Annotated in this window: 36 protein-coding genes; 7 read left to right on the top strand and 29 right to left on the bottom strand. The window is 39.4% G+C overall.

Annotation, left to right across the window (positions count from 1 at the left end):
• Window position 1: 1 nt before the first annotated feature.
• From FFM66_RS04385 to FFM66_RS04275, 25 genes are all read right to left on the bottom strand, one after another.
• Window positions 2-1,504, bottom strand: coding sequence for a phage portal protein (locus FFM66_RS04385; RefSeq protein ID WP_137605103.1), 1,503 nt, complete (start codon window positions 1,502-1,504; stop codon window positions 2-4).
• A 12-nt stretch (window positions 1,505-1,516) separates the two neighbouring features.
• A complete protein-coding gene (locus FFM66_RS04380; RefSeq protein ID WP_137605102.1) occupies window positions 1,517-2,830 on the bottom strand; it encodes a PBSX family phage terminase large subunit in 1,314 nt (437 codons plus the stop codon).
• Window positions 2,823-3,575 (bottom strand): phage terminase small subunit, encoded by a 753-nt coding sequence (terS, locus tag FFM66_RS04375; RefSeq protein ID WP_137605101.1) that lies wholly within the window; start codon window positions 3,573-3,575, stop codon window positions 2,823-2,825. Before terS ends, FFM66_RS04380 begins: the two co-directional genes overlap by 8 nt.
• A gap of 341 nt (window positions 3,576-3,916) precedes the next feature.
• Complete coding sequence (locus FFM66_RS04370) at window positions 3,917-4,330, bottom strand: ArpU family phage packaging/lysis transcriptional regulator (protein ID WP_137605100.1); 414 nt, start codon at window positions 4,328-4,330, stop codon at window positions 3,917-3,919.
• An 80-nt stretch (window positions 4,331-4,410) separates the two neighbouring features.
• Window positions 4,411-4,731 (bottom strand): hypothetical protein, encoded by a 321-nt coding sequence (locus FFM66_RS04365; RefSeq protein WP_246038419.1) that lies wholly within the window; start codon window positions 4,729-4,731, stop codon window positions 4,411-4,413.
• Window positions 4,731-4,919 (bottom strand): hypothetical protein, encoded by a 189-nt coding sequence (locus tag FFM66_RS04360; RefSeq protein ID WP_137605098.1) that lies wholly within the window; start codon window positions 4,917-4,919, stop codon window positions 4,731-4,733. Before FFM66_RS04360 ends, FFM66_RS04365 begins: the two co-directional genes overlap by 1 nt.
• A 117-nt stretch (window positions 4,920-5,036) precedes the next feature.
• Window positions 5,037-5,432, bottom strand: a complete 396-nt coding sequence (locus FFM66_RS04355) for a YopX family phage-derived protein (RefSeq protein WP_137605097.1) — start codon at window positions 5,430-5,432, stop codon at window positions 5,037-5,039.
• 45 nt (window positions 5,433-5,477) lie between these two features.
• Window positions 5,478-5,618, bottom strand: a complete 141-nt coding sequence (locus FFM66_RS11335) for a hypothetical protein (protein WP_171000794.1) — start codon at window positions 5,616-5,618, stop codon at window positions 5,478-5,480.
• Window positions 5,618-6,004: a hypothetical protein gene (locus tag FFM66_RS04350; protein WP_137605096.1), complete on the bottom strand. Its 387-nt coding sequence runs from the start codon at window positions 6,002-6,004 to the stop codon at window positions 5,618-5,620. Before FFM66_RS04350 ends, FFM66_RS11335 begins: the two co-directional genes overlap by 1 nt.
• The gene (locus tag FFM66_RS04345; RefSeq protein ID WP_137605095.1) at window positions 6,001-6,210 is read right to left on the bottom strand and encodes a hypothetical protein; all 210 of its coding nucleotides are present in this window, start codon (window positions 6,208-6,210) and stop codon (window positions 6,001-6,003) included. Before FFM66_RS04345 ends, FFM66_RS04350 begins: the two co-directional genes overlap by 4 nt.
• On the bottom strand, window positions 6,207-6,425 hold the full coding sequence (locus FFM66_RS04340; RefSeq protein ID WP_131500726.1) for a hypothetical protein: 219 nt from the start codon (window positions 6,423-6,425) through the stop codon (window positions 6,207-6,209). The genes FFM66_RS04345 and FFM66_RS04340 overlap by 4 nt, the downstream gene beginning before the upstream one ends.
• The gene (locus FFM66_RS04335; RefSeq protein WP_137605094.1) at window positions 6,422-6,910 is read right to left on the bottom strand and encodes a hypothetical protein; all 489 of its coding nucleotides are present in this window, start codon (window positions 6,908-6,910) and stop codon (window positions 6,422-6,424) included. The genes FFM66_RS04340 and FFM66_RS04335 overlap by 4 nt, the downstream gene beginning before the upstream one ends.
• 54 nt (window positions 6,911-6,964) lie before the next feature.
• Window positions 6,965-7,405 carry a YoqU family phage-derived protein gene (locus tag FFM66_RS04330; RefSeq protein ID WP_137605093.1) on the bottom strand — a complete coding sequence of 147 codons (441 nt, stop codon included), beginning with the start codon at window positions 7,403-7,405 and terminating at the stop codon, window positions 6,965-6,967.
• A gap of 87 nt (window positions 7,406-7,492) precedes the next feature.
• Window positions 7,493-7,750, bottom strand: a complete 258-nt coding sequence (locus tag FFM66_RS04325) for a LexA family protein (protein ID WP_137605092.1) — start codon at window positions 7,748-7,750, stop codon at window positions 7,493-7,495.
• Window positions 7,751-7,752: 2 nt separating this feature from the next.
• Window positions 7,753-8,025, bottom strand: a complete 273-nt coding sequence (locus FFM66_RS04320) for a C2 domain-containing protein (RefSeq protein ID WP_137605091.1) — start codon at window positions 8,023-8,025, stop codon at window positions 7,753-7,755.
• Entirely contained in the window at window positions 8,009-8,389 is a 381-nt protein-coding gene (locus FFM66_RS04315; protein ID WP_137605090.1) for a RusA family crossover junction endodeoxyribonuclease, read from the bottom strand. The genes FFM66_RS04320 and FFM66_RS04315 overlap by 17 nt, the downstream gene beginning before the upstream one ends.
• The gene (locus tag FFM66_RS04310) at window positions 8,367-9,263 is read right to left on the bottom strand and encodes a DnaD domain protein (protein ID WP_137605089.1); all 897 of its coding nucleotides are present in this window, start codon (window positions 9,261-9,263) and stop codon (window positions 8,367-8,369) included. Before FFM66_RS04310 ends, FFM66_RS04315 begins: the two co-directional genes overlap by 23 nt.
• 21 nt (window positions 9,264-9,284) lie before the next feature.
• Window positions 9,285-10,079 (bottom strand): PD-(D/E)XK nuclease-like domain-containing protein, encoded by a 795-nt coding sequence (locus tag FFM66_RS04305; RefSeq protein WP_137605088.1) that lies wholly within the window; start codon window positions 10,077-10,079, stop codon window positions 9,285-9,287.
• On the bottom strand, window positions 10,063-10,833 hold the full coding sequence (locus FFM66_RS11405) for a hypothetical protein (RefSeq protein WP_212741315.1): 771 nt from the start codon (window positions 10,831-10,833) through the stop codon (window positions 10,063-10,065). Before FFM66_RS11405 ends, FFM66_RS04305 begins: the two co-directional genes overlap by 17 nt.
• Window positions 10,826-11,140, bottom strand: a complete 315-nt coding sequence (locus FFM66_RS04295) for a hypothetical protein (protein ID WP_137605087.1) — start codon at window positions 11,138-11,140, stop codon at window positions 10,826-10,828. Before FFM66_RS04295 ends, FFM66_RS11405 begins: the two co-directional genes overlap by 8 nt.
• A gap of 66 nt (window positions 11,141-11,206) precedes the next feature.
• The gene (locus tag FFM66_RS04290; RefSeq protein WP_137605086.1) at window positions 11,207-11,389 is read right to left on the bottom strand and encodes a hypothetical protein; all 183 of its coding nucleotides are present in this window, start codon (window positions 11,387-11,389) and stop codon (window positions 11,207-11,209) included.
• 2 nt (window positions 11,390-11,391) lie between these two features.
• Window positions 11,392-11,547: a hypothetical protein gene (locus FFM66_RS11465; protein WP_246038418.1), complete on the bottom strand. Its 156-nt coding sequence runs from the start codon at window positions 11,545-11,547 to the stop codon at window positions 11,392-11,394.
• 95 nt (window positions 11,548-11,642) lie between these two features.
• A complete protein-coding gene (locus FFM66_RS04280; RefSeq protein WP_137605084.1) occupies window positions 11,643-12,170 on the bottom strand; it encodes a helix-turn-helix domain-containing protein in 528 nt (175 codons plus the stop codon).
• Between the two features lie 64 nt (window positions 12,171-12,234).
• Window positions 12,235-12,390, bottom strand: coding sequence for a hypothetical protein (locus FFM66_RS11330; RefSeq protein ID WP_171000792.1), 156 nt, complete (start codon window positions 12,388-12,390; stop codon window positions 12,235-12,237).
• Window positions 12,372-12,644 carry a helix-turn-helix domain-containing protein gene (locus FFM66_RS04275; RefSeq protein ID WP_137605083.1) on the bottom strand — a complete coding sequence of 91 codons (273 nt, stop codon included), beginning with the start codon at window positions 12,642-12,644 and terminating at the stop codon, window positions 12,372-12,374. Before FFM66_RS04275 ends, FFM66_RS11330 begins: the two co-directional genes overlap by 19 nt.
• A gap of 139 nt (window positions 12,645-12,783) precedes the next feature.
• Between FFM66_RS04275 and FFM66_RS04270 the strand changes: the two genes are divergently transcribed.
• The 5 genes from FFM66_RS04270 (at window position 12,784) to FFM66_RS04250 (ending at window position 16,055) form a co-directional block, all read left to right on the top strand.
• On the top strand, window positions 12,784-13,095 hold the full coding sequence (locus FFM66_RS04270; protein ID WP_137605082.1) for a helix-turn-helix domain-containing protein: 312 nt from the start codon (window positions 12,784-12,786) through the stop codon (window positions 13,093-13,095).
• 8 nt (window positions 13,096-13,103) lie between these two features.
• Window positions 13,104-13,571: an ImmA/IrrE family metallo-endopeptidase gene (locus FFM66_RS04265; protein ID WP_137605081.1), complete on the top strand. Its 468-nt coding sequence runs from the start codon at window positions 13,104-13,106 to the stop codon at window positions 13,569-13,571.
• Between the two features lie 72 nt (window positions 13,572-13,643).
• A complete protein-coding gene (locus FFM66_RS04260) occupies window positions 13,644-14,222 on the top strand; it encodes a DUF4352 domain-containing protein (protein ID WP_137605080.1) in 579 nt (192 codons plus the stop codon).
• A 348-nt stretch (window positions 14,223-14,570) separates the two neighbouring features.
• Entirely contained in the window at window positions 14,571-14,885 is a 315-nt protein-coding gene (locus tag FFM66_RS04255) for a hypothetical protein (protein WP_137605079.1), read from the top strand.
• Window positions 14,886-14,900: 15 nt separating this feature from the next.
• Window positions 14,901-16,055 carry a site-specific integrase gene (locus FFM66_RS04250; RefSeq protein WP_137605078.1) on the top strand — a complete coding sequence of 385 codons (1,155 nt, stop codon included), beginning with the start codon at window positions 14,901-14,903 and terminating at the stop codon, window positions 16,053-16,055.
• A gap of 94 nt (window positions 16,056-16,149) precedes the next feature.
• Here the strand turns inward: FFM66_RS04250 and lepA are convergent, their stop codons facing one another.
• From lepA to FFM66_RS04240, 3 genes are all read right to left on the bottom strand, one after another.
• Window positions 16,150-17,985: a translation elongation factor 4 gene (gene lepA, locus FFM66_RS04245; protein ID WP_137605077.1), complete on the bottom strand. Its 1,836-nt coding sequence runs from the start codon at window positions 17,983-17,985 to the stop codon at window positions 16,150-16,152.
• A gap of 134 nt (window positions 17,986-18,119) precedes the next feature.
• On the bottom strand, window positions 18,120-18,266 hold the full coding sequence (locus FFM66_RS11325; protein ID WP_156171215.1) for a hypothetical protein: 147 nt from the start codon (window positions 18,264-18,266) through the stop codon (window positions 18,120-18,122).
• 112 nt (window positions 18,267-18,378) lie between these two features.
• The gene (locus FFM66_RS04240) at window positions 18,379-19,575 is read right to left on the bottom strand and encodes an MFS transporter (protein ID WP_246038417.1); all 1,197 of its coding nucleotides are present in this window, start codon (window positions 19,573-19,575) and stop codon (window positions 18,379-18,381) included.
• Between the two features lie 380 nt (window positions 19,576-19,955).
• Here FFM66_RS04240 and FFM66_RS04235 point away from each other — a divergent pair, with 380 nt between their 5' ends.
• Window positions 19,956-20,444 (top strand): nucleoside 2-deoxyribosyltransferase, encoded by a 489-nt coding sequence (locus tag FFM66_RS04235; RefSeq protein ID WP_137605076.1) that lies wholly within the window; start codon window positions 19,956-19,958, stop codon window positions 20,442-20,444.
• The gene (locus tag FFM66_RS04230; RefSeq protein ID WP_048605132.1) at window positions 20,441-21,133 is read left to right on the top strand and encodes a DUF2238 domain-containing protein; all 693 of its coding nucleotides are present in this window, start codon (window positions 20,441-20,443) and stop codon (window positions 21,131-21,133) included. The genes FFM66_RS04235 and FFM66_RS04230 overlap by 4 nt, the downstream gene beginning before the upstream one ends.
• A 24-nt stretch (window positions 21,134-21,157) precedes the next feature.
• Here the strand turns inward: FFM66_RS04230 and FFM66_RS04225 are convergent, their stop codons facing one another.
• A complete protein-coding gene (locus FFM66_RS04225; protein WP_048605345.1) occupies window positions 21,158-21,814 on the bottom strand; it encodes an aspartate/glutamate racemase family protein in 657 nt (218 codons plus the stop codon).
• Window positions 21,815-22,054: the final 240 nt, after the last annotated feature.

Below are 22,054 nucleotides of genomic sequence, written 5' to 3'. Positions count from 1 at the left end.
ATCACTCCTCTTCTGGAGGATTGCCGCGATTAGCAAACAAACCTGTCGTGATATCAGCTACATCTCGTTTAGCCCTACTATAAAGTGCCAAGGCTTGTTTTTCCGGCAACTCAAGCAAGTTCTGCAAGACTTCTTCACCCGGAATTAGTTTGGCGTTGAACAATTTGAGGTAGTAATCCGCAAGCGCATCTTTGTCTTGAAATGCGCCATCTTGGAAATCTACTGCGATGTCCGAATATTTAGGGATCTCTCCGGAATACACATCCAGCGCTTTGCCAAGTTCGCAAACAGACACGACCAATTCTTTGATGAATTTCTCAATCTCAGTAATCTGCATGGATCTTGTTTGATACGTCAGTGAGTTCTCACTCACGATCTCCGTCGCTGTCTTAACTGACTTTCCATCAAAAGTGAAGGTGCCACTAGAAAGATTGGTTTCCATTTCCAATGTTTTCAGATGATGATTAATAGCGGCGATATACTCGTTCGTCCGGATGTCAGAAGTCAAATCTCTAACGGATAAATCATCCATGTTTGCACCAGGGATTGCCTGAAAAACTGTTTCGTCATCATCAAAAAACTGTCTGATTTGACCGTTTTCGTCCATTCGTCCGCTTAGCAACGATTCAGAAACGACGATACGACGTTTGCCTTTTTCAATCTCCTGATCAAACTCATCGTACACACGATTAATGCGATCAAGCGTCTTACGGCAATTGTCGCAAACGCCCAAACCCAACGAACTGTAAGGACTGATATTATTAAACCCAGATGGTTTTAGGTAAGCGAAAAGCGGACGACTTAAAGCATCGAATGTAACTTGCTCTTCCAAATCGGGATACAGCTCTTTTAGCGATACCTTGTTCCCGACTTGATTGATTTCCTCGGACTTGTAAAGCTCATTCGTGATGACGTATTGACCATTTTGCCACTCGTGGAATTCCAATAACGTGTAATAATAGGTCTTGCCACCTTCCGAACGTGTGGAAGCAAAAGGAATGGCGCACTCACTAATATTATTGGAGTTGGATTCTAGCGGATAAAACGCATTAGCCAACGCCCAACTGAACTCAATTTGCTTTGTATTTGCATCAAAATACGGACGACATGCCAAACCGCCTAATGCAAACATCGGTTCCAAATACTTGCTGAAATTCTTTTTGAAGTCATTATGTTCGAAAATATTTTTAATATATTCTGCTGCACTCCCGTCCACATTAATTTCGCATTGTTCATTAAAAACAACGGTGGCATAGCGGTTTGATACTTTTTTAAGCATGTTGATGGTTGAATATTCTCGTTTGAATACTTTGCCATTTGAGTTCTTGTAATTCAACAGCGGATAGTTGCCTTCGTAATAATCTAGTGATTTGCGAATGCGTTGATACTCCGTTTCGTCTACATTGATTTTCGGATGATCCGTAATACTGTTTAAAGACTGCATAGCTCCGATTTTCGTCGCCCCCTTTCGAAATAGATTTTTAATCGACTGTACAAAGCCCAAATTCTCACCTCCCTAAACCGCTATTCCTAAAACGGATGCATTATCAATGCAAAAATACTGGAATGCATCACAGGTATGATCATCCTCTTTGATAACGATTGGGTTATCTGTATCTGCGGTACCTTCTTTATAGCGGTAATGCTTATGTTCCTCGTAAAATATCTTATTATTCTCAGTATCGAGATAATAAAAACGACCTTGCGCGAATAAGTTCGTTGCAAAGTCGGTCATTGTTTGCTTATCTTTTTTAGCTACTGGATGCCATCTTATTTGATAGTCCAGATAGTATTGGTTTCTAAGCGCTGCTTCCGCACTATCAATTGTTCTATTAACCACTTGAGCATTCTTCCATCTTTTATCTTTCAGCGTTTTAGAAATGAAAGTATGAACCTCGATTGATAACTGAGATGGAGCAAGCTTTACGCTTTTACCTGCCGGTGAGTAGTAATAAGTATCTAGCAGGATTACTTTCCCTTTTGCGGTCAATCCTAAGCAAAGGACTGTTGTCGCTGATTGAGCATGACCACCGTCAAGAGAATAAAAAATAGCGGTGACATAGTCATCGCTTGGAAGATCATTTATTTTTCTGAACGTTTCAACATTGTAAACATTGTCTTGGAATCCAACAGGTAGCCCCTCATAAAGATACAAGTAATAGTCGTAGTCGTTTTCCTTAATACGATTGATTTCATCAAGCATTTGCTGAGTAACGAAACCCAAGGCATCATCCTTGTAACTAGATGAATGGATAAGATAATCTTTATGTCCTTCCAATTCTTTGACCCATTCATTTATCCAGTGATAGGGATTTCTTGGAGGGTTGTAAGAATAGAAAAATTGGACTTGATCAGCATCTATCGGCTTTTGCCGCATAAAGGTTGCTTTCATCTGGTCAAATTCTTCTGCACTGTTAAACTCTGCCGCTTCTTCAACCCAAACCGCGATGATGTTCCCGATATCATTTGATTTTAGCTTTTGAAAGTCATCTTGGCCATAAAAGTAGAAGGTTGACCCTGTTTTCCCATGAGTGATCTTAAAAGGAGATACCGTACATGAGAACTGATCTAGAACAAAGAATTTACCTAGCGCCCATTGGATCTTTAGAAACACTGAATCACGTATCGTATTTGCTACTTTACGAATGATTACAACGTTTGCTTTCCTTTTGGTCATAATGTATAAGAGCATCATAAAAACAAGCTTGAGCGCAATGACAGATGATTTGAAGCTATTCCGTCCGCCTCTCAAGATGTTATAAGGCTTCTTACTAATCCATACTGGCTTAAAGTGCGGGTTTACTTCTTTTTGAACGTTGATCTTATTCATCAGAATCACCCCAAGCATCGACAATAACAATATCTCCGCCACCGATGTTCGAATCATCATTAGTAGTTGATTTAAGTTTGGCGATTTGAGCATCCATGAGGTCAAGTTTCTTCCTACGCTCGTCTTGTTCATCGGCAATAGCCAAGAACTGCTTAATTAGATTAGACAAGGTACCCATAGCCCTTGATTGAGCATTTAGAAAATTGGCTTGTTTATCCCATGCATATTGAAACTGACGAGTGATTTTTGTTTGAACAGATTTACCAGTCTCCTGGTCAACAAACATCGGATTTACTTCTGCGCTAACAACATCTTCTGTATGATCAAATTCACTATGAACATTCATAATCTTCTGCGATCGTATGATTGCTGTGTACTGAATCATGATGTTATTCCAAATAATATCACTAGGTTCCGATGTATAAAGTTCTTGAATGATTTGACGTGTATCATCTGGTAACCAATTTGCGAATAATCCATGACTAACAGAATTTTTATTATTCGGCGGGGCACCACCTCGATTGTTTTTTGCATTCTGGTTGCCATGCATGGAATCGTAACGCTCTTTTTCATTTGGAGCGCTCCGTTTCGATTCCTTATCCCATTTATCCTCTGATTTCCATTTTCGAATAGTGGAAGCAGCCACGCCCAACTCCTCCGCAATATCTTTCAAAGGCTTCTTTTTATTTGATTCCAACCAAATGCGGAACGCTTCATCTCGCATTGGATTACGTTGTCTAGCCATCCATAATACACCACCTCGCAATCTGTGTTGTTTTGTAAATCTATGTACAACAAAAAGACGGCGTTGAACAATCGTTTAAAGGAGCATTTCATCTCCTAAATTAGATTCGCCGTCTTTTTGAAAGAAGAAGTTTAACGATGAAGAGATGTCCCTCCCTTCGTGTCTCAAGATTATTGTGAGTAGTCTTGAAGACCTCTCCGTATTAAAAACCGATTGATGTACTTGTTAAGTGAATGTTTTAGTGATGGATCAATCGGTGTTTTAAACAATTTTTGATACTACTATTTTACCCTATAAAAACTTATGAAAACCGCCGTCATTCCGCCAAAAAACCGCCATTTTTAGCAATATGTGATTAATCTTCCTTTTCGGTAGCTCTCTGCAAACTCGATTAAAGCATCGGATTTCATGCGCTCGATTTGTCTAACGGAATAATCCATCTTGCCGGCGATTTGAAGGTTAGAAAGTTTTTCTCGATAACAATAAGAATAGTAAAGTATTTGGCGGCTTTTCAGCGGCAACATCATCAAAGCGGCGATAATGTCATCCCTATGCCTCTCAGCCTCCATGAATTGAATAAGTGCATCTTCTGATTTATTACCGTAGCTTGGATTTCTGGGCATGTCAGTAATAATAGGTGATCGCAGATCAATGACTGACCGCCCAGCTATCCGCTCCCACTTTCGGAATGATTTTAATATTTTTCTTGTATTTTCTCTTGTTTGATAAAAATCTACCTCTTGCAATAAAGCCATCAACCCAGCCACCTAACCTTTCTGATATGGTATAATGTTATTGACTAGATAACATTTGCCGAGCTGATGCTTGGCTTTTTTTATTTATTTTTCCAGCCAATAACGATGTAATGTTCATGGCTGTTGATTGTGCCAAAAGGAGTTTTTATGCCTTTGTTATTATCAACTCTCCGAATATCGAACCCCGATAATTTGCCTTTCAGTTTTTCGATAATTCGATCATCACTTAATCGCCGTTTCAAATATTCATTTCGCTCGTTTTTTACTTCGATACGATATCCAGAGTAACCTTTTTGTGCTGATTGTTTTATGCGGCTTTCCAAGTCTTCTTTCAAATACCAACGTTCAAACCATTTGTCATAGCTTTCGTTTCCAACGTTCTTGATTTCTTCAATATCCATCATTCGTCCTCCAACCAATCGTTACTTACCGCCAACGCCTCAGCAGACACGATCTTTATAGCTTCTGAAAACGTCTCGGCTTCCACGTCAGGATGTTGCTTTTTTATCGCTTGCAACGCACCCCATTCAAGAATCCTAGCGTCTTCTTTGGCTTGTAGCCGCGCTACTCGTCTGTGCCGGTTGTTCATCCCGATTACCTCCCAACAGTTTAATCACTACCCGAATCTGCTCCTTTTGCCACTCCGTCAGATTAACGGACGTGAGGATTAAATCTTTCAGGCGGTCGATTGCTATATCGTTGTTGATCATTCGGAGACCTCCAATAGTTCGGGATTAGTGTAGATGCTGCCGATGATTTCTTCTGAACCAGTCCATGCATAGCCTTCTTGCAGTCCTGACAAATACCAAGCCGGCATTCCACCAATATACACTCCAGCATATTCCTGTAGCCAAACCACCTCATGAGGACAACCTCTAGTGCATCTTACGATATCCCCTTGAAAAACTTCCACGCCGTTCTTGTCTTTCAGGCCAGTGGATTGCATGAATATCACATCATCGAAACATCTAGTGAGTGTATGCCTTGTTTCGTGATCTCCTTGATCTGCTTCAAGCCAAACTGTGTTTTTCTCAAAGTCAATCTCATTGACGGTCATAATCATTTTGTATTTTTTATCCCATGCTCGAAATTTTGGTACCATCTTACCCCTCCTGTTTGCTATCGCTGACGATTGCGGAATTATTGATTACTCTTCTACCTGTTCAATTTCATCTGAGAATCTTCTGTAGATGACTCCCTCTGAATTAATCAGATGATATACAAAGCCGTTATTTGTCACAAACGCAACTTCCACTATTGCACCTTTGATCTTATCTAATACCTTCATCACTCTTCCTCCCTGCTTCCCCATTCCGCAAACGCAGCGAGGACTTGGAATTGTTCTGCTCTGGTTAGTTTCCTTAGTGCAGATAACTCAACGTTCCCTAAATTATTGGATTTAATGCAATCCCACAAAAAGAAAATCGTCTGAAAGGGTTTATCCCCACTATCCTTATCGGCATATATTTGGAGCCATTCTAGTACTTCCTGCTGATCGTCGGTGAGAGAGGGAGAGACGGCTTCTTTTTCGGCAAGTTTGAAAAACCAGTCGGCGCCATCGCAAAAACCTTGGTCATATTCGCTTTTAAAATGGCCTGTTATGTCTGTCCTGCTATCGTATTCTACGTCAATTTTTTTCTTTAATTTTTTAATCACTTGTTGCCGTCCAGTCATTCCGCTACCTCCAATTTCCGTCCGCACCACGGACAATAGTTGACTTCTAGCTTTCGAAATTCCTCACTAACAGGCGCTCCGGCGTATCCTTGATAGCGTTGAGTAATTTCTATTGATTTATTGCCAATCTTCCACTGTCCGCCCAAATCATCAGTTCGGTAAAATCCGTGTGGGTAATTGCACATTGTGCATCCTTCTTTAGTCATTCTGCTTCCTCCTCGACTGGGTAATCTTTGATAATCACAATTTCTCTACGGTTAACAGCCTCAATTTCGCCATTTTTAAGCCAAGCTATATTAATTGGAAAATCTGGGTCATTAGTTAACTCTTCGATAGTCCCTACATCACCAATATCAGCGCTCAATCCTCGGTCAAGCTTTCTTACTAATTCCACGGTTTGACCTACTTTAAAGTCTGTCATACTTCCTCCACACTCCCATCAACCAACGTAGCGACTGCTTCGGCTTTGGATTTGTCGGTGAATTTGATGGCAATTTCCGTAGATACAGCATATCTATCCGCAATTTCCTGCACAGCATCCAATTTCAAATCTTTTAAGTAATCCCCTGCGCTCTTAACCACCCACCGCTTAGGCTTGATGGTGTAGCCGCACAGTCTTGCTCTAGCTAGCAACTCTTCTTCCTTTTCGCTGCACTCGCAAATTAACGAAAAAAGAGGTTCGTTTTCATATTTTTTCAACAACCGCGCTTGTTCTTCGTTCACTTCCACCTTCTCGTCTTGCGGTTCGGTGAGGGAGATTTCATCTTCTTCCTGTAGCCAATTGTAAGCACCACATCCTAGACATAAATACAAGGGACTTTTAGTATCATCTTTTTCCAAAACTTTTCCCTTCACCCACACCGTATCTCCGACCTTTAACCGGTCAATTACTTCACTTACTTTCATTTTCCTTAACTCCTTTTGAGTAAATTTTAGTTAAATAATTTGGTGGTTAGCTGACTATTCAATAATATATTCCCTTCTATCAAGGTCTTCATCAAGCCCAAGACTAAAGCCTATTTCTTGAGCTTTTCGTTGAATTTTCGCCATATCGCTGGGCGGATATCCCCAATAATCACAATACACACCGCCATAACCATTCTTAGCGTTCGTCGGCTTACCAGTTCTAATCCATTCCGCCATATCTAAGATCAAGGCTTGCATAGTTCCCCCCTCAGTAAATTTTCGCCGAAAGAAGCGATCTCCGTAGGCATATATGCGTTTATAAGTATACCCATCAATAAAATAGAGCCTTCCTTTTCTAATAGTGAACGCTGATATAGAACCACCGTGTTCCTCATGATTGAAAAACTTTCTTCCACTAGTAGCAATAAGAATAATTAGCTCATTTGCTAATTTGTATCGTTCTACTTTGTTCATCGGTTTTTCTCCCCATTCCATAATTTCTTCCGTTAGTGAACAAATTTTGATTTTCTAAACCGGTCGAATTCGACGGGTTTAAACTATCGAATCAAATCATGTATTTTTTCAGCGGGCTACTACATCCAAAACCTCTCCGCTATCAACTAAATCATTTTCCGACTTATCCAACGTTGCTAAATGAATCGTTCTTGGTGCATCTGGAATCCACGAGATTCGCCCTTCTTGGCTAAGTATCGTCAAATGTTTGTGAACAGTAGCTGTGGAACTCAATCCAACCGCTTTGCCAATTTCTCGAACAGTAGGCGAGTACCCACGTTCGCTGATATATTTTCGGACAAACTCTAAAATTCTTTGTCTAACCATCGTCAATACTCCTTTTCTGGTATCAGCCGCTTTAACGGGATAACCGTCAGACCTAACCGCTCCTGATATAGTGGATAATCGTCATCATCAAATGACACAATACGTACTAAAGCGCTGTGCTGATAAATTTTCTCAATCACACCGTAAAACTGGTGTTTCCAAGGTGCTAGCCGTAAGCAGTGATAGTGTTTTCCGACTTCATACCGTCCTTTTTTCTTCACGGTTTGATAAATTCTTGGACGATCGTACGCCTTATCTTTAAATTTTTTCGTCATAATTAAAAACCTCGATTTCTATTCGTGGATTATTTTTATCTACTTGGAAATCATGCGAAAAGTCGCCAATCTCCTTCCAGCCGTCATTGCTGATTGCTCCAGACTTGATCATGCCATCAAGAATAAATTTCAATGCAAAAGCAATGTTGTCCTTGTCCTTTGCCTTATTCTTGCAATACCAAGTGATTTTTAGCGATAGCGGTAGGCTCATCTTACGTATTTCCAGTCGCTTTGGCATGAAAGCAGAAGCACATTTCATTGTTTCTCGTTGCTTCACACGATTGCCAACTCGATAATTCGTGCGCTGGGCAGTAATGAAATTATTCAAATCCATAAGCTCACTAGGAATCGTTATCTTGATCATCGAAATACTCCTTCATCATCCGGTCAATTTCAGCTTTGCGTTGCGGATCACTCTCGATTGGACCAGCTAAAGATTGCCAATCCGGCACCTCTTCACGTTTTTGAGGTGGTTGCTGATACGAGTTGTAACTCTTTCGCTCATCTCTAATAGCCTGTTCGCCTTTTATAGCGTCTTTGGTGTATAGTGCTTTGTTATCCCACTGACGCAAGGTGCCAAGCACATAATTCCAGAAGCGTTTGTTTTGCCTAATAGCGATCTGTACACCGCATATCAGCCATTCGTCAATTTGCGCATCGCTGTACCCGAGATCCGTTAGTTTCTTGAACCAAAACTCGATATCGCCTTTGATCGGTTCGCTGTATGGATTTCCAAAACCATTAGTTTCCAAAATTTTGAAAATCTTAAATACATACGTAGTTGTTTCTTTTTCCTTTTCTTTTTGTTTCTCTTTTTGTTTATTTAATGTGCTACTGTTATGCGCACTCTGTTGTGTACTCTGTTGTACACTCCCTTGTACACTCTGTTGTGTACTCTGTTGTACACTATTTGACGATAGGGCTTTTTCTTGTGTACTCCCTTGTGTACTATCTGACGTATAAAGTCGCGTTACATGATAGGAGGTAGCCTTTTTTCCATTGCTTCTAAAATCAATAAATCCCAACTGTTTTAGGGAATTACGATTCTTATTGATCCCCGACCGAGATAGACCTGACAATGTTTCTAATGTTGCATTAGCCGCAGTAAACCAATCGGCCCATCCAGCTTTATTGTTTATGCTCACTAAAGCTCGCCATAAAGCAATTTGCCCAGATGATAGCTTTTGGTTATATAGCAGATAATCGTCAAACGCAAGAAACTGTCTTATAATGTTCATCTTAATGGTCGCCCTCCTCCTCTAAAGATTTTCGCTGTTCACAAATTCTGTGATCTGCATGTTTCTGCGGCAATATTCACACTCACCGCAATATGTTAGAGCTTCAACTCCGTTTTTGACGTTACTAATATGGTCTATATTTTGAGCTAGTTGAGAAATCTCAAACAGCATCATTTGTTCATCAAGTGTGATCAAACGAAAAGCTGGTGGATCTTCCTTACTTACCGCCGCTATGATCGGAGTAAGTATCTTGCCATACCTCAGCTCCAGTAACCGCTGATAAACTGCCATTTGCAATATATAGCCGTAATCAGCAACCCAGCTGACACGTTCGCCATATTTTTCATTCCAGATCTTTCTGTTCATTGGTCCTTTGGTAGTTTTAATATCTACAAAATAACCGCCTTCGATGTTTAAACAATCAATCTTAGCTTTCCAGTCAACGCCGTATAATTCGCCGGTGACAATCGCTTCTTTATTGCCTTGATACAGCATTTTAAAGCTCTTTTGGTGGTTTAACGCGTCTATCATGCTCTCAGCGACTTGATAAGTTTTCAATAACCCGTACGGCTTCCTGCTGCTGAATAACCGCTCTTTATTTACCTCTTTAAATGTTTCGTGAGATTTAGAAGATTCAAAGTACGAATGAACATAATTTCCTACATATAGCGCGGTCTGATCACTTGAAGGTTGCCATCCGTTCAATTTAGCAATCGCAGCCGCTTCACATTGGAGAAAATCCTTATATTGGCTAACTGACATATACTGCCAGTTAGCCTCACTGCTATAATAGTTATCCTCAGAGATCGAAAACATTGATCTCGCCCTCTTCGCTTACTTTAGGTTGCGCATTTGGGTCTACATATTCCAAATCCAATCCTTCTTGTACGGCCTCATGATCTTCGTTCAGTTCTACTGTCTTTTCTTCAACTTCTTCAACAGGCGTACTAATAAGCTCTTTTAGCTTGTCTAAAGTTTGTACCTGAGAGGCACTTTCGGCTTCTTTGATAGGTTGATCGAAACTGTCCTCTACGACTTCATCAACGCTGTACATACCCATGATCAGATCCGGACAATTGATTCTTCCAAAAAAGGATGCGGCTCGATAACGAATCATCATTTCCGGCATTGTCTGCCACTTCGAACCATTCTTTTTAACCCATCCTTCTTTTTGCGCCATGTCCATAGTGATCTCAGGACCGTCCACTCTTCGATCGTTATGATCGACAGCGAAGGCTTTACAAGATAATGAGTCTCCTTCCCCTTTCAGATCGAATTGCAGTTCAGTTTTGTATCTACCAGAGCTGTTGATCATTGCGATGATATATTGGCTCGACCAAGAAGGATTGCCGTTTACAATGTACAGATTTTGCATCACCATCATTGGACTTGTCTTTAGACGGTTCGCCATTTCAATGGCTATAATACAGTTGCCGGCATTTCCTTGAAATTGTCTAGGAACGATTGTTGATTTTGATAACGCTGTGGCCATTCTAGCCGCCACATCAAAAGCCTCTGTATTCGACCAGATATTTGCCGAAAAATTTCTATTTGCAACTTCATTAACCATTTTTAACTACCTCCATATATTCTTTTCCAAGGCCGACAAATTCGATATGTTTTAAATTGTCAGCGCCAAATTCTTCAATTAAATCGACAATATTTGCTTGAGTGGCAATTTCACTATGCTCATTTGTTTCTGCGGTCCATAATTCCGAGTTAACTTCCCAATGTTCAAACGTCACTTCAAAAACGCCGTCTTCTTCATAAATCTCATCACCGAAAAAATCAGTGATAACTCGATATCCCGATATTTCTGCGAATGTTTTTCGGTCCGGTTCTTTAAACCGGTCAAAGAATTTTTCAGGAACCATCATGACAAAACCCCTTCTTTCTGATAAAATTAAGACAAAGATATTTTGATAAGAATTTCTTGAGACTTACTATTGCTTTGGTCGGCTGGTAAGTCTTTTTTCTTTGGCTTGCCGTTTGCTTAAATCTGACGCTAGCGACAAAACTGTGACGATCAAAATCAATATCATGCTTGCTTTCAAATCGTAGCTTGCGATAGTGACGATCATCAGCATGTATACTGCTGTTTCAAGCGTTTCTCTTATACTTTTCATACTTATGCCTCCTTCAATTCAGCGAATCTGCGATCCATTTCTTTTAGCTTTTTGTGCTTTAACGCATCTTCAATAACTTGATCAAAATCACGTCCGGCATTTTCCTTCAAAAACCGTTCAGCTTCATAAATACTGACTTTTTTAGATCCAAGTTTCATCGATCTGATCTCACCAAGCTCTTCAAGAAGATAAATCTTGTCCTTCGAGGTTCGAAACTCCTTAGCCAATTCTGGTAATGTGTAAACCAACATTCCTAATCATTCCTTTCTCTTGCATCTGCTTCATCAAGCATCGTCCGCATATTCCAGTTGAATCTGTTGCACATGGATGTTAAAACTGACAACTCCAGTCGGATTTCGTCGCTCAACTCATACCAGTATTCTTTTAGATGTTGGATTTCATCGGGTAATAACTCGCTAGGGTCGATTGTCAACAGATCCCAGATATCATATTTCTTCTCGGCCTCGATGCGCTGACTCTCTTCCTTATCCTGTCCGACCATTTTCGAAAGAGGATGATTATCTCTTCGCTTTCTATGGATTGGTGTTGGTGTGTGGAGTAGTTCGGCAGCGACATCAAAGTCCAGATCCGGATCTTGAAGGTAATCTGCTATATCGATCACTCGCTCAAGTCCCATCGCTCTACGTCCGTTTAACATGTGACTCAAAAGCTGAGGCGAAACATTGATGTCTTGAGCCATCGCCCGTTGATTGATTGCTTGATTGTCAACTTCTCTTCTATATAGAGAGGCAATCCTTGCTTCGTGTATGGAAACTGTCATTCAAAACACATCCTTTGTATTCATTTGTCAATTTTCATAGCAGTTAAACTGCCATAAACTGTATTTAAGCAAAAGCCATTTCACTGGCATGCTGCTTCATCCAAAGTTTGACTAGGTTTACTTGATTTGCTAACTCGTCATCTGCCCAGCTTTCCCAAAAATCTCCGGGAATATCAGGACGAGCTTTGGATAAAATTTTGATCATGGTTTCTCTGGCCATTTTTTAGCCTCCTCTCCATCATTGACATATGGCAACACTTTGTTAAAAATAAAAAGCTTGTCAAAATCTTTTTCCGTCAAATCGAAGGCTACAAGCAATTTTGGAATAAGTTCTCCGCCAACCCCTCGCTCGTCTTTTAAGATTCGGTATATAGTAGAAGGAGCTACTCCCATTGTTTTTGCCAGCGACCGTTCATCATATCCTTTGGCCTTCATCATCTTTTTAAGTGCCATTTTGTTTAATATTGTTTTCAATTTCTCCACCTCCATTGCCTTATGACAATATAATAAAACATAACTTGTCATTTGGCAACACTTTTATTGCAATTTGGCAAATTTTTTTTGAAAAAATTGCCAAGTGGCTATACACTAATTTATGAAAGGGGTTTTGATAATGGATTTCGGCGAAAGATTAAAGCTTCTGCGTGAATCAAAGAAATACGGTATTAATCAATTAGCTTTAAAGGCTGGAGTAAGCGCCTCTCAAATATCGAGATTTGAAAGTGGTGAACGCAAAGACCCTACTCTCGAAACTGTCAAAAAACTTTCCAAGGCACTCGGCGTATCCATCTCTTATTTTTCTGAAGAAGAAGATGAAAAAACTAAAGTCATTGCTGCTCATATTGACGATGATGCTACAGAAGAAGATATGGAAGATATTTTGAGATACATTGAATTTAGAAAAAAGAATCCATTAAAAAAGTAGGTGTTTGAATGCAACTAGACGAAGAATTGATGGCAATCTGCCCTAAGCTAGAATTTATTAATGATCCCTACATGCCAGAAAAGCAGAAAGGTTTTATAGATGGCTTGACCGTCTATTTGAATCCAAACCAATACTACTACGAACGTCCCGGAACGATTGGCGAAGAAATAAGCCATCACCTAACCGGAGCTGGTGATATCACTAGGCTAGACACCAATGAGAAAAGAAAACAGGAGCAGAAGGCTCGTGACGTTGGCGCTCAGTTGGTTGTTTCCCCTTACGACATCATCGATTGTTTCGAAGCTGGTTGTGTCAGTATTTGGGATTGTGCAGCACATCTAGGAATTACAACACAAGTAATCAATCGTGCAGTGAAATACTATGCTCGTAGATTTGATGGCATTAAAACCGAAAATGGTTACACTATTTTTTTTAACAAAAATGGAACGCTCGGCGTATTTAAGCCGTTTTATTAAAGTTATGGCGACTATTACTACCTGCCATTAAGTGGGAGTGAAATTATTCTTTTATAATAGGAGGAAAAAAGAATGGCAAAAAAAGTTATGGGTGCAGATGGGAAAATGTATAAAGTAAAAAAACCTTTCTATAAAAAAGTTTGGTTTTGGGTACTTGCTGTGATTGTACTTGTGGGTGTTGGTAGTCAACTAGGTGGAGACAAGAACGAAGCTTCCAATGGAGGTACTAAGGTTGAAACAACTGCAGAAAGTTCTTCAAAGGCTAAAGACGAGAAGAAAGAAAAACTATATAAAGTTGGAGATACCGTCAAAGTTGGAGATGCTACCTATACTCTTAAAAGTGTTGCATTAACAGATGAGCGAAATGAATTTGATGATAGCAATCCTGCAAATGTTGTAAAAATCGAATATACAGTTCAAAATAACGGCAAAGAAGATATTCCGGTAGGTATGGATGTTGAAGTTTACGATGCTGAAGATACTAAAATGGAAACATATCCAAATGACAATACAATGGGAGCTGTTGCACCTGGTAAAAACATGAATGTAGTTGCTCATTATGGACTAGAAAAAACAGGAGATATCGAAATTTATTTTGCTCCACTAATTTCATTTGAAGATGCTGCAATTTTTGAAGCAAACGTGCAATAATAAAAATCACATTTCCCCACCTGGCGACGCCGGTTCGATTCCGGCATGGGGAATTAAACTGGTCAAAATCGACCAGTTTAGATTAAAAGAATGATAAGTGCCCTTTTCTATGGCGACATGGGAAATGTATCGGGTGAATTCAAGGAAAACCTAAGTCGAGAGATATGGCAACCTTGAGCCAAGCAAAAATCCCTCTTTGATGATTTTTGAAGGTGCAACGCATAGATGGTGAATTGAGGAATGATACTCCGTCCACGAGCGCCCGACAACCCACGAGGTTGAACACATATGCTGATCTTTATGGAAACATAAAGAAGCCCGGGATAAAAAGCCCAGGCGATAACAAAAATGACGATTTCTTCAGATGTAACTAAACTAGCTAACGAAAAAGTTGAAGGAGTTGGTTCATTGAATATTTCAACAGGAACATTAACCGGAATTGCAAATGTAACCAACCCTGCAAATCAATTAATCACTGCGGTATCCACAGACCCTTACGCAACCGGGATTGTCGGAAAACTTAATTTACAAAATCTGACTAAAGTCGGTATCTATCATTCTTTTTTTATTATATCACGGATCAGCCCCAGGGTTTTTCTTTTTAACTACAAAACGAACATACATTCGTATACATCAACCTACTACTCTATACAAAATCAATAAAGGAGGAAAATAGTTATGAACGGACACGTCCGAAAAATCGGCAATAAATGGCACTATGTAATAGAAATGGCGAAAGTCAATGGCAAGCGCCAACGTATACAAAAAGGTGGTTGGAATACAAAAACAGAAGCGCAAGAACATCTCAGAATAGCGATGAACACATACAAAGATGGCGGCAAGGTCGATATCAAAGAAATGAGCGTATCTGATTACTTTGATTATTGGTTTGAAAATTACGTTGAGAAAAAGCTAAAATATAATACTCAAAAAAATTATCAGAACATTATCAATAAATATATCAAACCAGAAATTGGCAAATATTATTTAAGTTCCATTGGACCTGCTCGTTTACAGGATCTCATGAATAAACTCCCCAATGGCTTTGATCGTCCTCTAGCGAAGCATACAGTTGAAATTGTCTACACTGTTTTAAAAGGTGCATTCAAAAGAGCTATTTATCCATGGCAAGCGATCAATTCCAACCCGATGATCTACGTCGAAATGCCGGGATTTGAAAACCAGCCAAAACAAACTAGAGATGATATGAAGATCATAACTATGGATCAGTATCAGCAGATTCTTGATACCAATCCCCCTTCTAGCCCTTTTCGGATTCCTTTAATGATTTCTTTTCATACGGGATTGCGTCGCGGAGAAGTCTGCGGACTACAATGGTCGGATATTTCGTTGGATGAACAGACAATAACCGTTGAACGGATCATGCTGCAAGATAAAAACGGTTTGCAGTTAGGCACTCCAAAGACACAATCTAGTTTTCGGACGATTGCAATTGACGATATTCTCGTTTCTGAATTAAAAAGCGCTCGAAAAAGACAATTAGAAAACAAATTGAGATATGGCAAATTTTACTATGATTCGAATTTTGTTTGCACGAAAGAAAACGGTGAACCTGTCACCCCTAATTCGATCAAATGGCACTCTTCCCGAGTAAAAAAAGAATTGGGTTTTGATTTCAATTTCCATTCTCTCAGACATACACACGCCACGATGCTTTTAGAAGATGGTGTCAAACCCAAAGTAGTTCAGGAACGTCTGGGACATTCTCGTATTTCTACGACCATGGACAAATATGTTCACGTAACAAGAAAAATGAGGACGGAAGCTGTCGATATTTTCGCCCAACGTTTAAAGAAATCGTCTTGGAACTAAAAAAATTGTCGCCCATTTAAAACTTCGGGCGACAATCGGGCGAAACTTTTTGAAAATTCACAAACTATTTACTTTTATTTTCAAACAAACCCCGCTATTTCTTAGGTTCATCGTCATCCATTTTCAAAACAGCCATGAAGGCTTCTTGTGGTACTTCTACGGAACCGATTTGTTTCATTCGCTTCTTGCCTTCTTTTTGTTTTTCAAGCAATTTGCGTTTTCGGGATACATCTCCGCCGTAACATTTTGCCAACACATTTTTTCGTAAGGCTTTGATATCGGAACGAGCAACGATTTTCTGTCCGATAGCAGCCTGAATCGGTACTTCAAATTGTTGGCGAGGAATCAGTTTCTTTAGTTTTTCAACAATCGCTTTTCCCCGTTCAAATGCAAAATCACGATGGACGATAAAGCTCAAGGCATCCACTTTTTCGGCATTCAACAAGATATCCATCTTCACAAGCTTGCTTGGGCGATAGCCTGACATTTCGTAATCCAATGAAGCATAGCCTTTTGTACTGGATTTTAATTTATCAAAGAAATCAAAAACGATTTCTGACAAAGGAATTTCATAGACAACGTTTACCCGATAGTCATCCAAGTAATCCATCGTTACAAAATCACCACGTTTTCGTTGCGCAAGCTCCATCACTGCACCAACAAAATCATTTGGAACCATAATTTGCGCTTTTACGTAAGGTTCTTCCACATTTTGAATTGTCACTGGATCTGGAAAATCAGCCGGATTATCCACGATTTCTTGAGTACCGTCTGTTTTATTCACATGATAAATTACTGATGGTGCTGTTGTGATCAATTCAAGATTGAATTCTCGTTCAAGACGTTCTTGTACAACGTCCATGTGCAGCAACCCTAAAAATCCGCAGCGGAAACCAAAACCAAGTGCTTGAGATGTCTCCGGTTCAAACTGCAACGCAGCATCATTTAATTGTAATTTTTCCAAGGCTTCTCTCAAATCGTTGTAACGGGAAGTATCAATTGGATACAACCCACAAAAAACCATTGGATTCATTTTTCGATAGCCATGCAATGCTTTTTCTGCTGGATTGTTTGCTAAGGTCACGGTATCCCCAACCCGCGTATCTTGAACCGTTTTGATTGCGGCGGTGATATACCCAACGTCTCCAACCATTAAATAGTCCCGTTGAACTGCCTTTGGTGAAAAAACGCCAACTTCGGTCACATCAAACGTTTTTCCGTTACTCATCATTTGAATTTTATCGCCAGGACGCACGACCCCATCCATAACTCGCACATTCAGGACAACCCCTCGATAAGAATCATAAATAGAATCAAAAATCAGTGCTTTTAACGGTGCATCTAAATCACCGCTTGGTGCAGGAACGTATTCGACGATTTGTTCCAAAATTTCTTCAATACCGATTCCCGCTTTGGCACTGGCAAGAACAGCTTCGCTGGCATCAATTCCGATGACATCTTCAATTTCTTTGCGTACTCGTTCAGGATCAGCGGCCGGCAAATCAATTTTATTGATAACTGGTAAAATTTCCAAATCATTATCCAATGCTAAATAAACATTTGCCAATGTTTGAGCTTCGATTCCCTGCGCTGCATCCACCACTAAAATCGCACCTTCACAGGCAGCTAAACTACGAGAAACTTCGTAGGTAAAATCCACATGCCCCGGGGTATCAATTAAATGAAAAATATATGCTTCGCCATCTTTAGCGGTATAGTTCAACTCCACGGCATTTAACTTGATTGTAATGCCCCGCTCCCGTTCAAGATCCATTGAATCAAGTAACTGGTTTTGCATTTCACGAGTCGTGACAGTATTTGTTTTCTCCAAAATTCGATCTGCTAATGTAGATTTCCCGTGGTCAATATGGGCGATGATGGAAAAATTACGGATCTTTTCACGTCTTTTCTTCATTTCTTCTATATTCATGTGTTTCCTCATTTCTTTTAATCAACTTCTTTATTATACCAACGCAAATAGGATAAGTCATCCTTTATCCGTGATTCAGAAAAGAAATTGTTCTGAGGAAAGTTTTTAAAATAGTTCTTATTCGTGAAAAAAAGCTATTTTTTCTTTCTCACTAAAAAAACAATCCCAACAATGAGCAAAAAAACGATTAAGCCATAGAACCATTTGGGTGTGGGAACTAAAATACCGGTCTTTCCATCCGAATGACCAATGATTACACCTAAAAGCTTCATTCGAATCATGATTGAAAATTCCTCCTGTCTTTTGAAATAAACGTCCGAATTATTGCTCTTATTGTAACAATAAATCAATAAAAATAGAACCCGAGACAATTCTCAGATTCTATTTACTCTCTTATTCGTCAAATAGCTGATATTTTTTTCTTGCCATCACTGCGACAAGTAATAATAAAATCCCTGATAATAGGAAGATTGTCTGTGCACCAAAAAGATCGGAAATAGAACCCGCGATAAGTGATGCCACAGCAAAAGTTCCTGTATAGAGAACATTCATTGCGGCATAAACGGCAACAAGTTTTTCATTTGGAATATGTTGCTGTAACACAGTGGACTGAGGAATATTCTTGATTTGAGAAAAGACACCCACCAAAACAGAGCAAAAAAGAACAAACACCGGATGCCAACCGGGGGCAACTAAAAATGTTACCAGCGCACCACCTAAGGAACCTAGCCAGATCAACGTTGCTTTTTTCGTAGTTCTTCCCGTTAAACGCATCACAACAAGGCTTCCCAATAAAGCACCTGCAAAAAAAGTTGCATTAATATAGCCCCACCAATTTTCTGTTACGTGAAGAACGTCTTTTACAAAGGATAAAATTACCGCCGACACCCATGCCGTATTTGCAACTCCTTCAAGAATATCCATCGAAACCACTGTGCGAAGAAGCGGCTGCTGTCGAATTTCTTGCCATCCAACTGAAAAATTCTTCCACTCACTTTCTTTGGATTCTATTTTGTTTTCAACTTGAGGAAGCCACCAAAACAATGATGTCGCTATCAGAAAGATTCCCATATCCAACCAGACTAAATTTGAAACCGAAAAAAGAATCAATAAAGAGGAACCACCCGCCCAACTACCAATGCTAACAATTTGCAGCAACGTGCTGAAAATACTATTGGCTCGCATCAGATTTTCCTTTGCTACATAATGGGGCAGCAATGCTGTTGCGACTGGATCCGCACATCCATCTAAAAAAGCAATACAGCTGATGAAACCAAACAAAACAAGTAATTGAACAGAGGAAGAAAGTTGCAGATAAATAGCCAAGCCAAACAAAAACACTGTTTTGCAAAGTTGAAGACTCTTCAAAAGCTGAGTCAAAGAGACACGTACGATAATCAACGGTGTCAATAAACCTGATAAAACCATACTTCCAGTAATGATAACAGGCACGATTGCTGCGGCAAACACCGAGTGAGTCATCGCAAACACTGAACTTATCATGGCAATCGTATACAGCGTATCACCAATATTAGCTATCGTTTGTCCTGCAAGTAATTTAATAAAAGAATGCTTATTCAATTTTTTCACCTTCACTTAGAAGAAACGAAATTTTCGTTCTTCAATTTTTTTCGTTTATTTCCAAGTGAAGAATTCTACCGTCTATTCATGGCTATGCTCCTTAAAAATACGTTCATTCTATACTAGCTTGATTATCCCTTTCCTTCTATTACAATGCAAGAAGATTTTTTATTTTGAGACAATTTTCATGTGAAATTGAAATCAGAACCATAAAAATATTATGTAAATTAAATTACTTATACACTTTTCCACTCCTCTCACCATCAAATTCGAGCAAAATACAGTTGCCTTTGGTATACTGAGAATTGAAAATCGATTTGCTTTTATCAGATGTCTTTTTTTCAAAGAACTCTGATAAAAAGTAAAAACTAGTAGTTGGAGTGATAGGAATGAAAATCTATTTTGCAGCACCTATGTTTGCGAAAAGTGACTTACTTTATAATGCGGAGTTGGTAAAAAAGTTGCGAAGAAACCATCCGCAACTGGAAATTTATTTGCCTCAGGAAAATGCGGCAATCAATGATAAAACTGCTTATGCTGACAGCAAGATGATTGCCTTAGCAGATACAGAAAAAGTTGTAGAAAGTCAGTTGATGATTGCTTTATTAGACGGTTTATCCATTGATGCCGGCGTTGCTTCAGAAATTGGTGTTGCCTATGCCAATCGTATTCCGATATTAGGTCTTTACACGGATTCCCGGCAGCAAGGAGCAACCAATGCCAAAAAAATTGATGCCTTACAACAAGTTGCTGAAAATCAATTTCATTACACGAATTTGTATACAGTCGGTTTAATAAAATTAAACGGTGCAGTGTTTGCCTCTGAAGAAAACCTGTTCCAAGGTGTCGCCCGCTTTGTGGAAGGAGATAACTCATGACAGTAACCTATCGCAAGATTCAATTGGGCATGACAGTTTTAGGAATCGGTATTTTGATTTTCAATATTTGGGAGCTGGTTACTGGGCGATTTCCACAAAATCAAGCCATCGTCTTTGTGGTTGAATGTCTTGCCGGCATCCTGCTTATTTATTTACCGGAAATCATCTACAAACTGATTCGTATTCGAATGCCAGAAGCGACTGTTTATTTTTACTGGTTCTTTCTTTTGATTTCTGTTTTTCTTGGAACCTGTCTTCACATGATTCTGATTGTTAATTTTTGGGATAAAATCCTCCACACCGTTAGTCCAATGGTATTGACGGCAGTTGGTTATGGTTTGATCGGAATTTTCTTACGAGATGCTGATGTAAAAAGAATCTCACCTTGGTTATTTCTATTATTCGGCTTTGCCTTTGCCGGATTGTGTGGTGTGATTTGGGAATTTTGGGAATTTGCCTGTGACCAATTTGGCGGAATGAATCTGCAACGGTATCAAACAGTTGCAGGACAGGCGTTTATTGGTCGAGCAGCGTTAATGGATACCATGGGGGATCTCTTTACCAATACGTTGGGAGCATTGATTATGTCGGTTTTTGCCGCAATCCAAAGTAGAGGCCAAGCAGAATATTTTCTTTCCTATCGTTTGCAAAAGGCACCGGAAAAAGAACGAAAAGCTCGAAAATTATAAAAAAAGTGAGTCCAGTAAATGGGCTCACCTTTTTTTTGCAATTTCCTGCAATTTTTCTCTTAGAAAATCATCGGGATTAATACAGGTAATCGGGGTTCGTGATTGATAGTCCTCAAGAAAATAAGGAAAATGAGTACATCCAATCAAGATTGCTTCAATTTTATTTTTTGGAAAATAATCGGTTGTCTCCAATAATCCAAAGCTTTCTACAATTTGTTTGCTGGGGATTTTTGCCTCTACTGCTTTGACCCAAGAAAGATTGGTTACACTAAAAACTTCAATCTGTGGATTGCTTTGCACCAATTCTTTTTCAATTCCCGCAGCTCCTTGTGCATTTGCTGCCAAAACGCCCAGTTTCTTATACTTCCCTGCTAATTGCCGGTAGACTTGAAAAGGTGTGATGATTGGCAACGAATAGTCAACGGCTAATTGATCAAAATCAATGGAGCCGCTAAGGGAATTACAGTACACAAAAAGTGCAGTAACGTCTTGTTCCAACAGCTCGTCAATTTTTTTACGAATCTGTCTTTCTCTTTTTTCATAAGGTTGTGTTTGAAAAAAAGTTTGTTCGCTAGGATTTTTCGAAATAGGCGTTTGAATTACATCAACCTTTAAATCTGCGATTAAAGCGGCGCCCATTCGAGTATCAACGGGGGTCCCCCCCATAATGGCAAGTTTCATAAATTGTCTCACTACTTTCTTTTTTTTATTATACGACTTTTTTCTTCGTTGTCGAGCAACAAAAAAGCCAGCCGCAAAATCGGTTCTATAATATTTAGTGTTGTTACTCAAATCGAGTAAGGACACTAAATATTTTTTTATAACAAAAAGCATTTGGTTCCTTTATAATTAAGTCGCTGAACCAACTATAGAAGGAGAATCCAAATGCCCATACCTAAGAATATCAAATTTAAGGATGAA

The sequence above is a fragment of the Enterococcus songbeiensis genome (genome assembly GCF_005405265.1).
GTDB lineage: Bacteria > Bacillota > Bacilli > Lactobacillales > Enterococcaceae > Enterococcus_C > Enterococcus_C songbeiensis.
This window is presented reverse-complemented; position numbering and strand designations above follow the sequence as displayed.

Coding starts and splice junctions, on each gene's coding strand:
- FFM66_RS04235 (WP_137605076.1), top strand. CDS start 19,956: ATGAAAATCTATTTTGCAGCACCTATGTTTGCGAAAAGTGACTTACTT.
- FFM66_RS11330 (WP_171000792.1), bottom strand. CDS start 12,390: ATGGCCAGAGAAACCATGATCAAAATTTTATCCAAAGCTCGTCCTGAT.
- FFM66_RS04295 (WP_137605087.1), bottom strand. CDS start 11,140: ATGATGGTTCCTGAAAAATTCTTTGACCGGTTTAAAGAACCGGACCGA.
- FFM66_RS04310 (WP_137605089.1), bottom strand. CDS start 9,263: ATGAACATTATAAGACAGTTTCTTGCGTTTGACGATTATCTGCTATAT.
- FFM66_RS04225 (WP_048605345.1), bottom strand. CDS start 21,814: ATGAAACTTGCCATTATGGGGGGGACCCCCGTTGATACTCGAATGGGC.
- FFM66_RS04350 (WP_137605096.1), bottom strand. CDS start 6,004: ATGACTGGACGGCAACAAGTGATTAAAAAATTAAAGAAAAAAATTGAC.
- lepA (WP_137605077.1), bottom strand. CDS start 17,985: ATGAATATAGAAGAAATGAAGAAAAGACGTGAAAAGATCCGTAATTTT.
- FFM66_RS11405 (WP_212741315.1), bottom strand. CDS start 10,833: ATGGTTAATGAAGTTGCAAATAGAAATTTTTCGGCAAATATCTGGTCG.
- FFM66_RS04250 (WP_137605078.1), top strand. CDS start 14,901: ATGAACGGACACGTCCGAAAAATCGGCAATAAATGGCACTATGTAATA.
- FFM66_RS04335 (WP_137605094.1), bottom strand. CDS start 6,910: ATGAAAGTAAGTGAAGTAATTGACCGGTTAAAGGTCGGAGATACGGTG.
- FFM66_RS04355 (WP_137605097.1), bottom strand. CDS start 5,432: ATGGTACCAAAATTTCGAGCATGGGATAAAAAATACAAAATGATTATG.
- FFM66_RS04255 (WP_137605079.1), top strand. CDS start 14,571: ATGACGATTTCTTCAGATGTAACTAAACTAGCTAACGAAAAAGTTGAA.
- FFM66_RS04305 (WP_137605088.1), bottom strand. CDS start 10,079: ATGTTTTCGATCTCTGAGGATAACTATTATAGCAGTGAGGCTAACTGG.
- FFM66_RS11325 (WP_156171215.1), bottom strand. CDS start 18,266: ATGATTCGAATGAAGCTTTTAGGTGTAATCATTGGTCATTCGGATGGA.
- FFM66_RS04345 (WP_137605095.1), bottom strand. CDS start 6,210: ATGACTAAAGAAGGATGCACAATGTGCAATTACCCACACGGATTTTAC.
- FFM66_RS04265 (WP_137605081.1), top strand. CDS start 13,104: ATGCAACTAGACGAAGAATTGATGGCAATCTGCCCTAAGCTAGAATTT.
- FFM66_RS04230 (WP_048605132.1), top strand. CDS start 20,441: ATGACAGTAACCTATCGCAAGATTCAATTGGGCATGACAGTTTTAGGA.
- FFM66_RS04315 (WP_137605090.1), bottom strand. CDS start 8,389: ATGATCAAGATAACGATTCCTAGTGAGCTTATGGATTTGAATAATTTC.
- FFM66_RS04365 (WP_246038419.1), bottom strand. CDS start 4,731: ATGGATATTGAAGAAATCAAGAACGTTGGAAACGAAAGCTATGACAAA.
- FFM66_RS04360 (WP_137605098.1), bottom strand. CDS start 4,919: ATGAACAACCGGCACAGACGAGTAGCGCGGCTACAAGCCAAAGAAGAC.
- FFM66_RS04340 (WP_131500726.1), bottom strand. CDS start 6,425: ATGACAGACTTTAAAGTAGGTCAAACCGTGGAATTAGTAAGAAAGCTT.
- FFM66_RS04320 (WP_137605091.1), bottom strand. CDS start 8,025: ATGACGAAAAAATTTAAAGATAAGGCGTACGATCGTCCAAGAATTTAT.
- FFM66_RS04270 (WP_137605082.1), top strand. CDS start 12,784: ATGGATTTCGGCGAAAGATTAAAGCTTCTGCGTGAATCAAAGAAATAC.
- FFM66_RS04330 (WP_137605093.1), bottom strand. CDS start 7,405: ATGGAATGGGGAGAAAAACCGATGAACAAAGTAGAACGATACAAATTA.
- FFM66_RS04380 (WP_137605102.1), bottom strand. CDS start 2,830: ATGAATAAGATCAACGTTCAAAAAGAAGTAAACCCGCACTTTAAGCCA.
- FFM66_RS11465 (WP_246038418.1), bottom strand. CDS start 11,547: ATGAAACTTGGATCTAAAAAAGTCAGTATTTATGAAGCTGAACGGTTT.
- FFM66_RS04290 (WP_137605086.1), bottom strand. CDS start 11,389: ATGAAAAGTATAAGAGAAACGCTTGAAACAGCAGTATACATGCTGATG.
- FFM66_RS04280 (WP_137605084.1), bottom strand. CDS start 12,170: ATGACAGTTTCCATACACGAAGCAAGGATTGCCTCTCTATATAGAAGA.
- FFM66_RS04260 (WP_137605080.1), top strand. CDS start 13,644: ATGGCAAAAAAAGTTATGGGTGCAGATGGGAAAATGTATAAAGTAAAA.
- terS (WP_137605101.1), bottom strand. CDS start 3,575: ATGGCTAGACAACGTAATCCAATGCGAGATGAAGCGTTCCGCATTTGG.
- FFM66_RS11335 (WP_171000794.1), bottom strand. CDS start 5,618: ATGAAGGTATTAGATAAGATCAAAGGTGCAATAGTGGAAGTTGCGTTT.
- FFM66_RS04325 (WP_137605092.1), bottom strand. CDS start 7,750: ATGGTTAGACAAAGAATTTTAGAGTTTGTCCGAAAATATATCAGCGAA.
- FFM66_RS04370 (WP_137605100.1), bottom strand. CDS start 4,330: ATGGCTTTATTGCAAGAGGTAGATTTTTATCAAACAAGAGAAAATACA.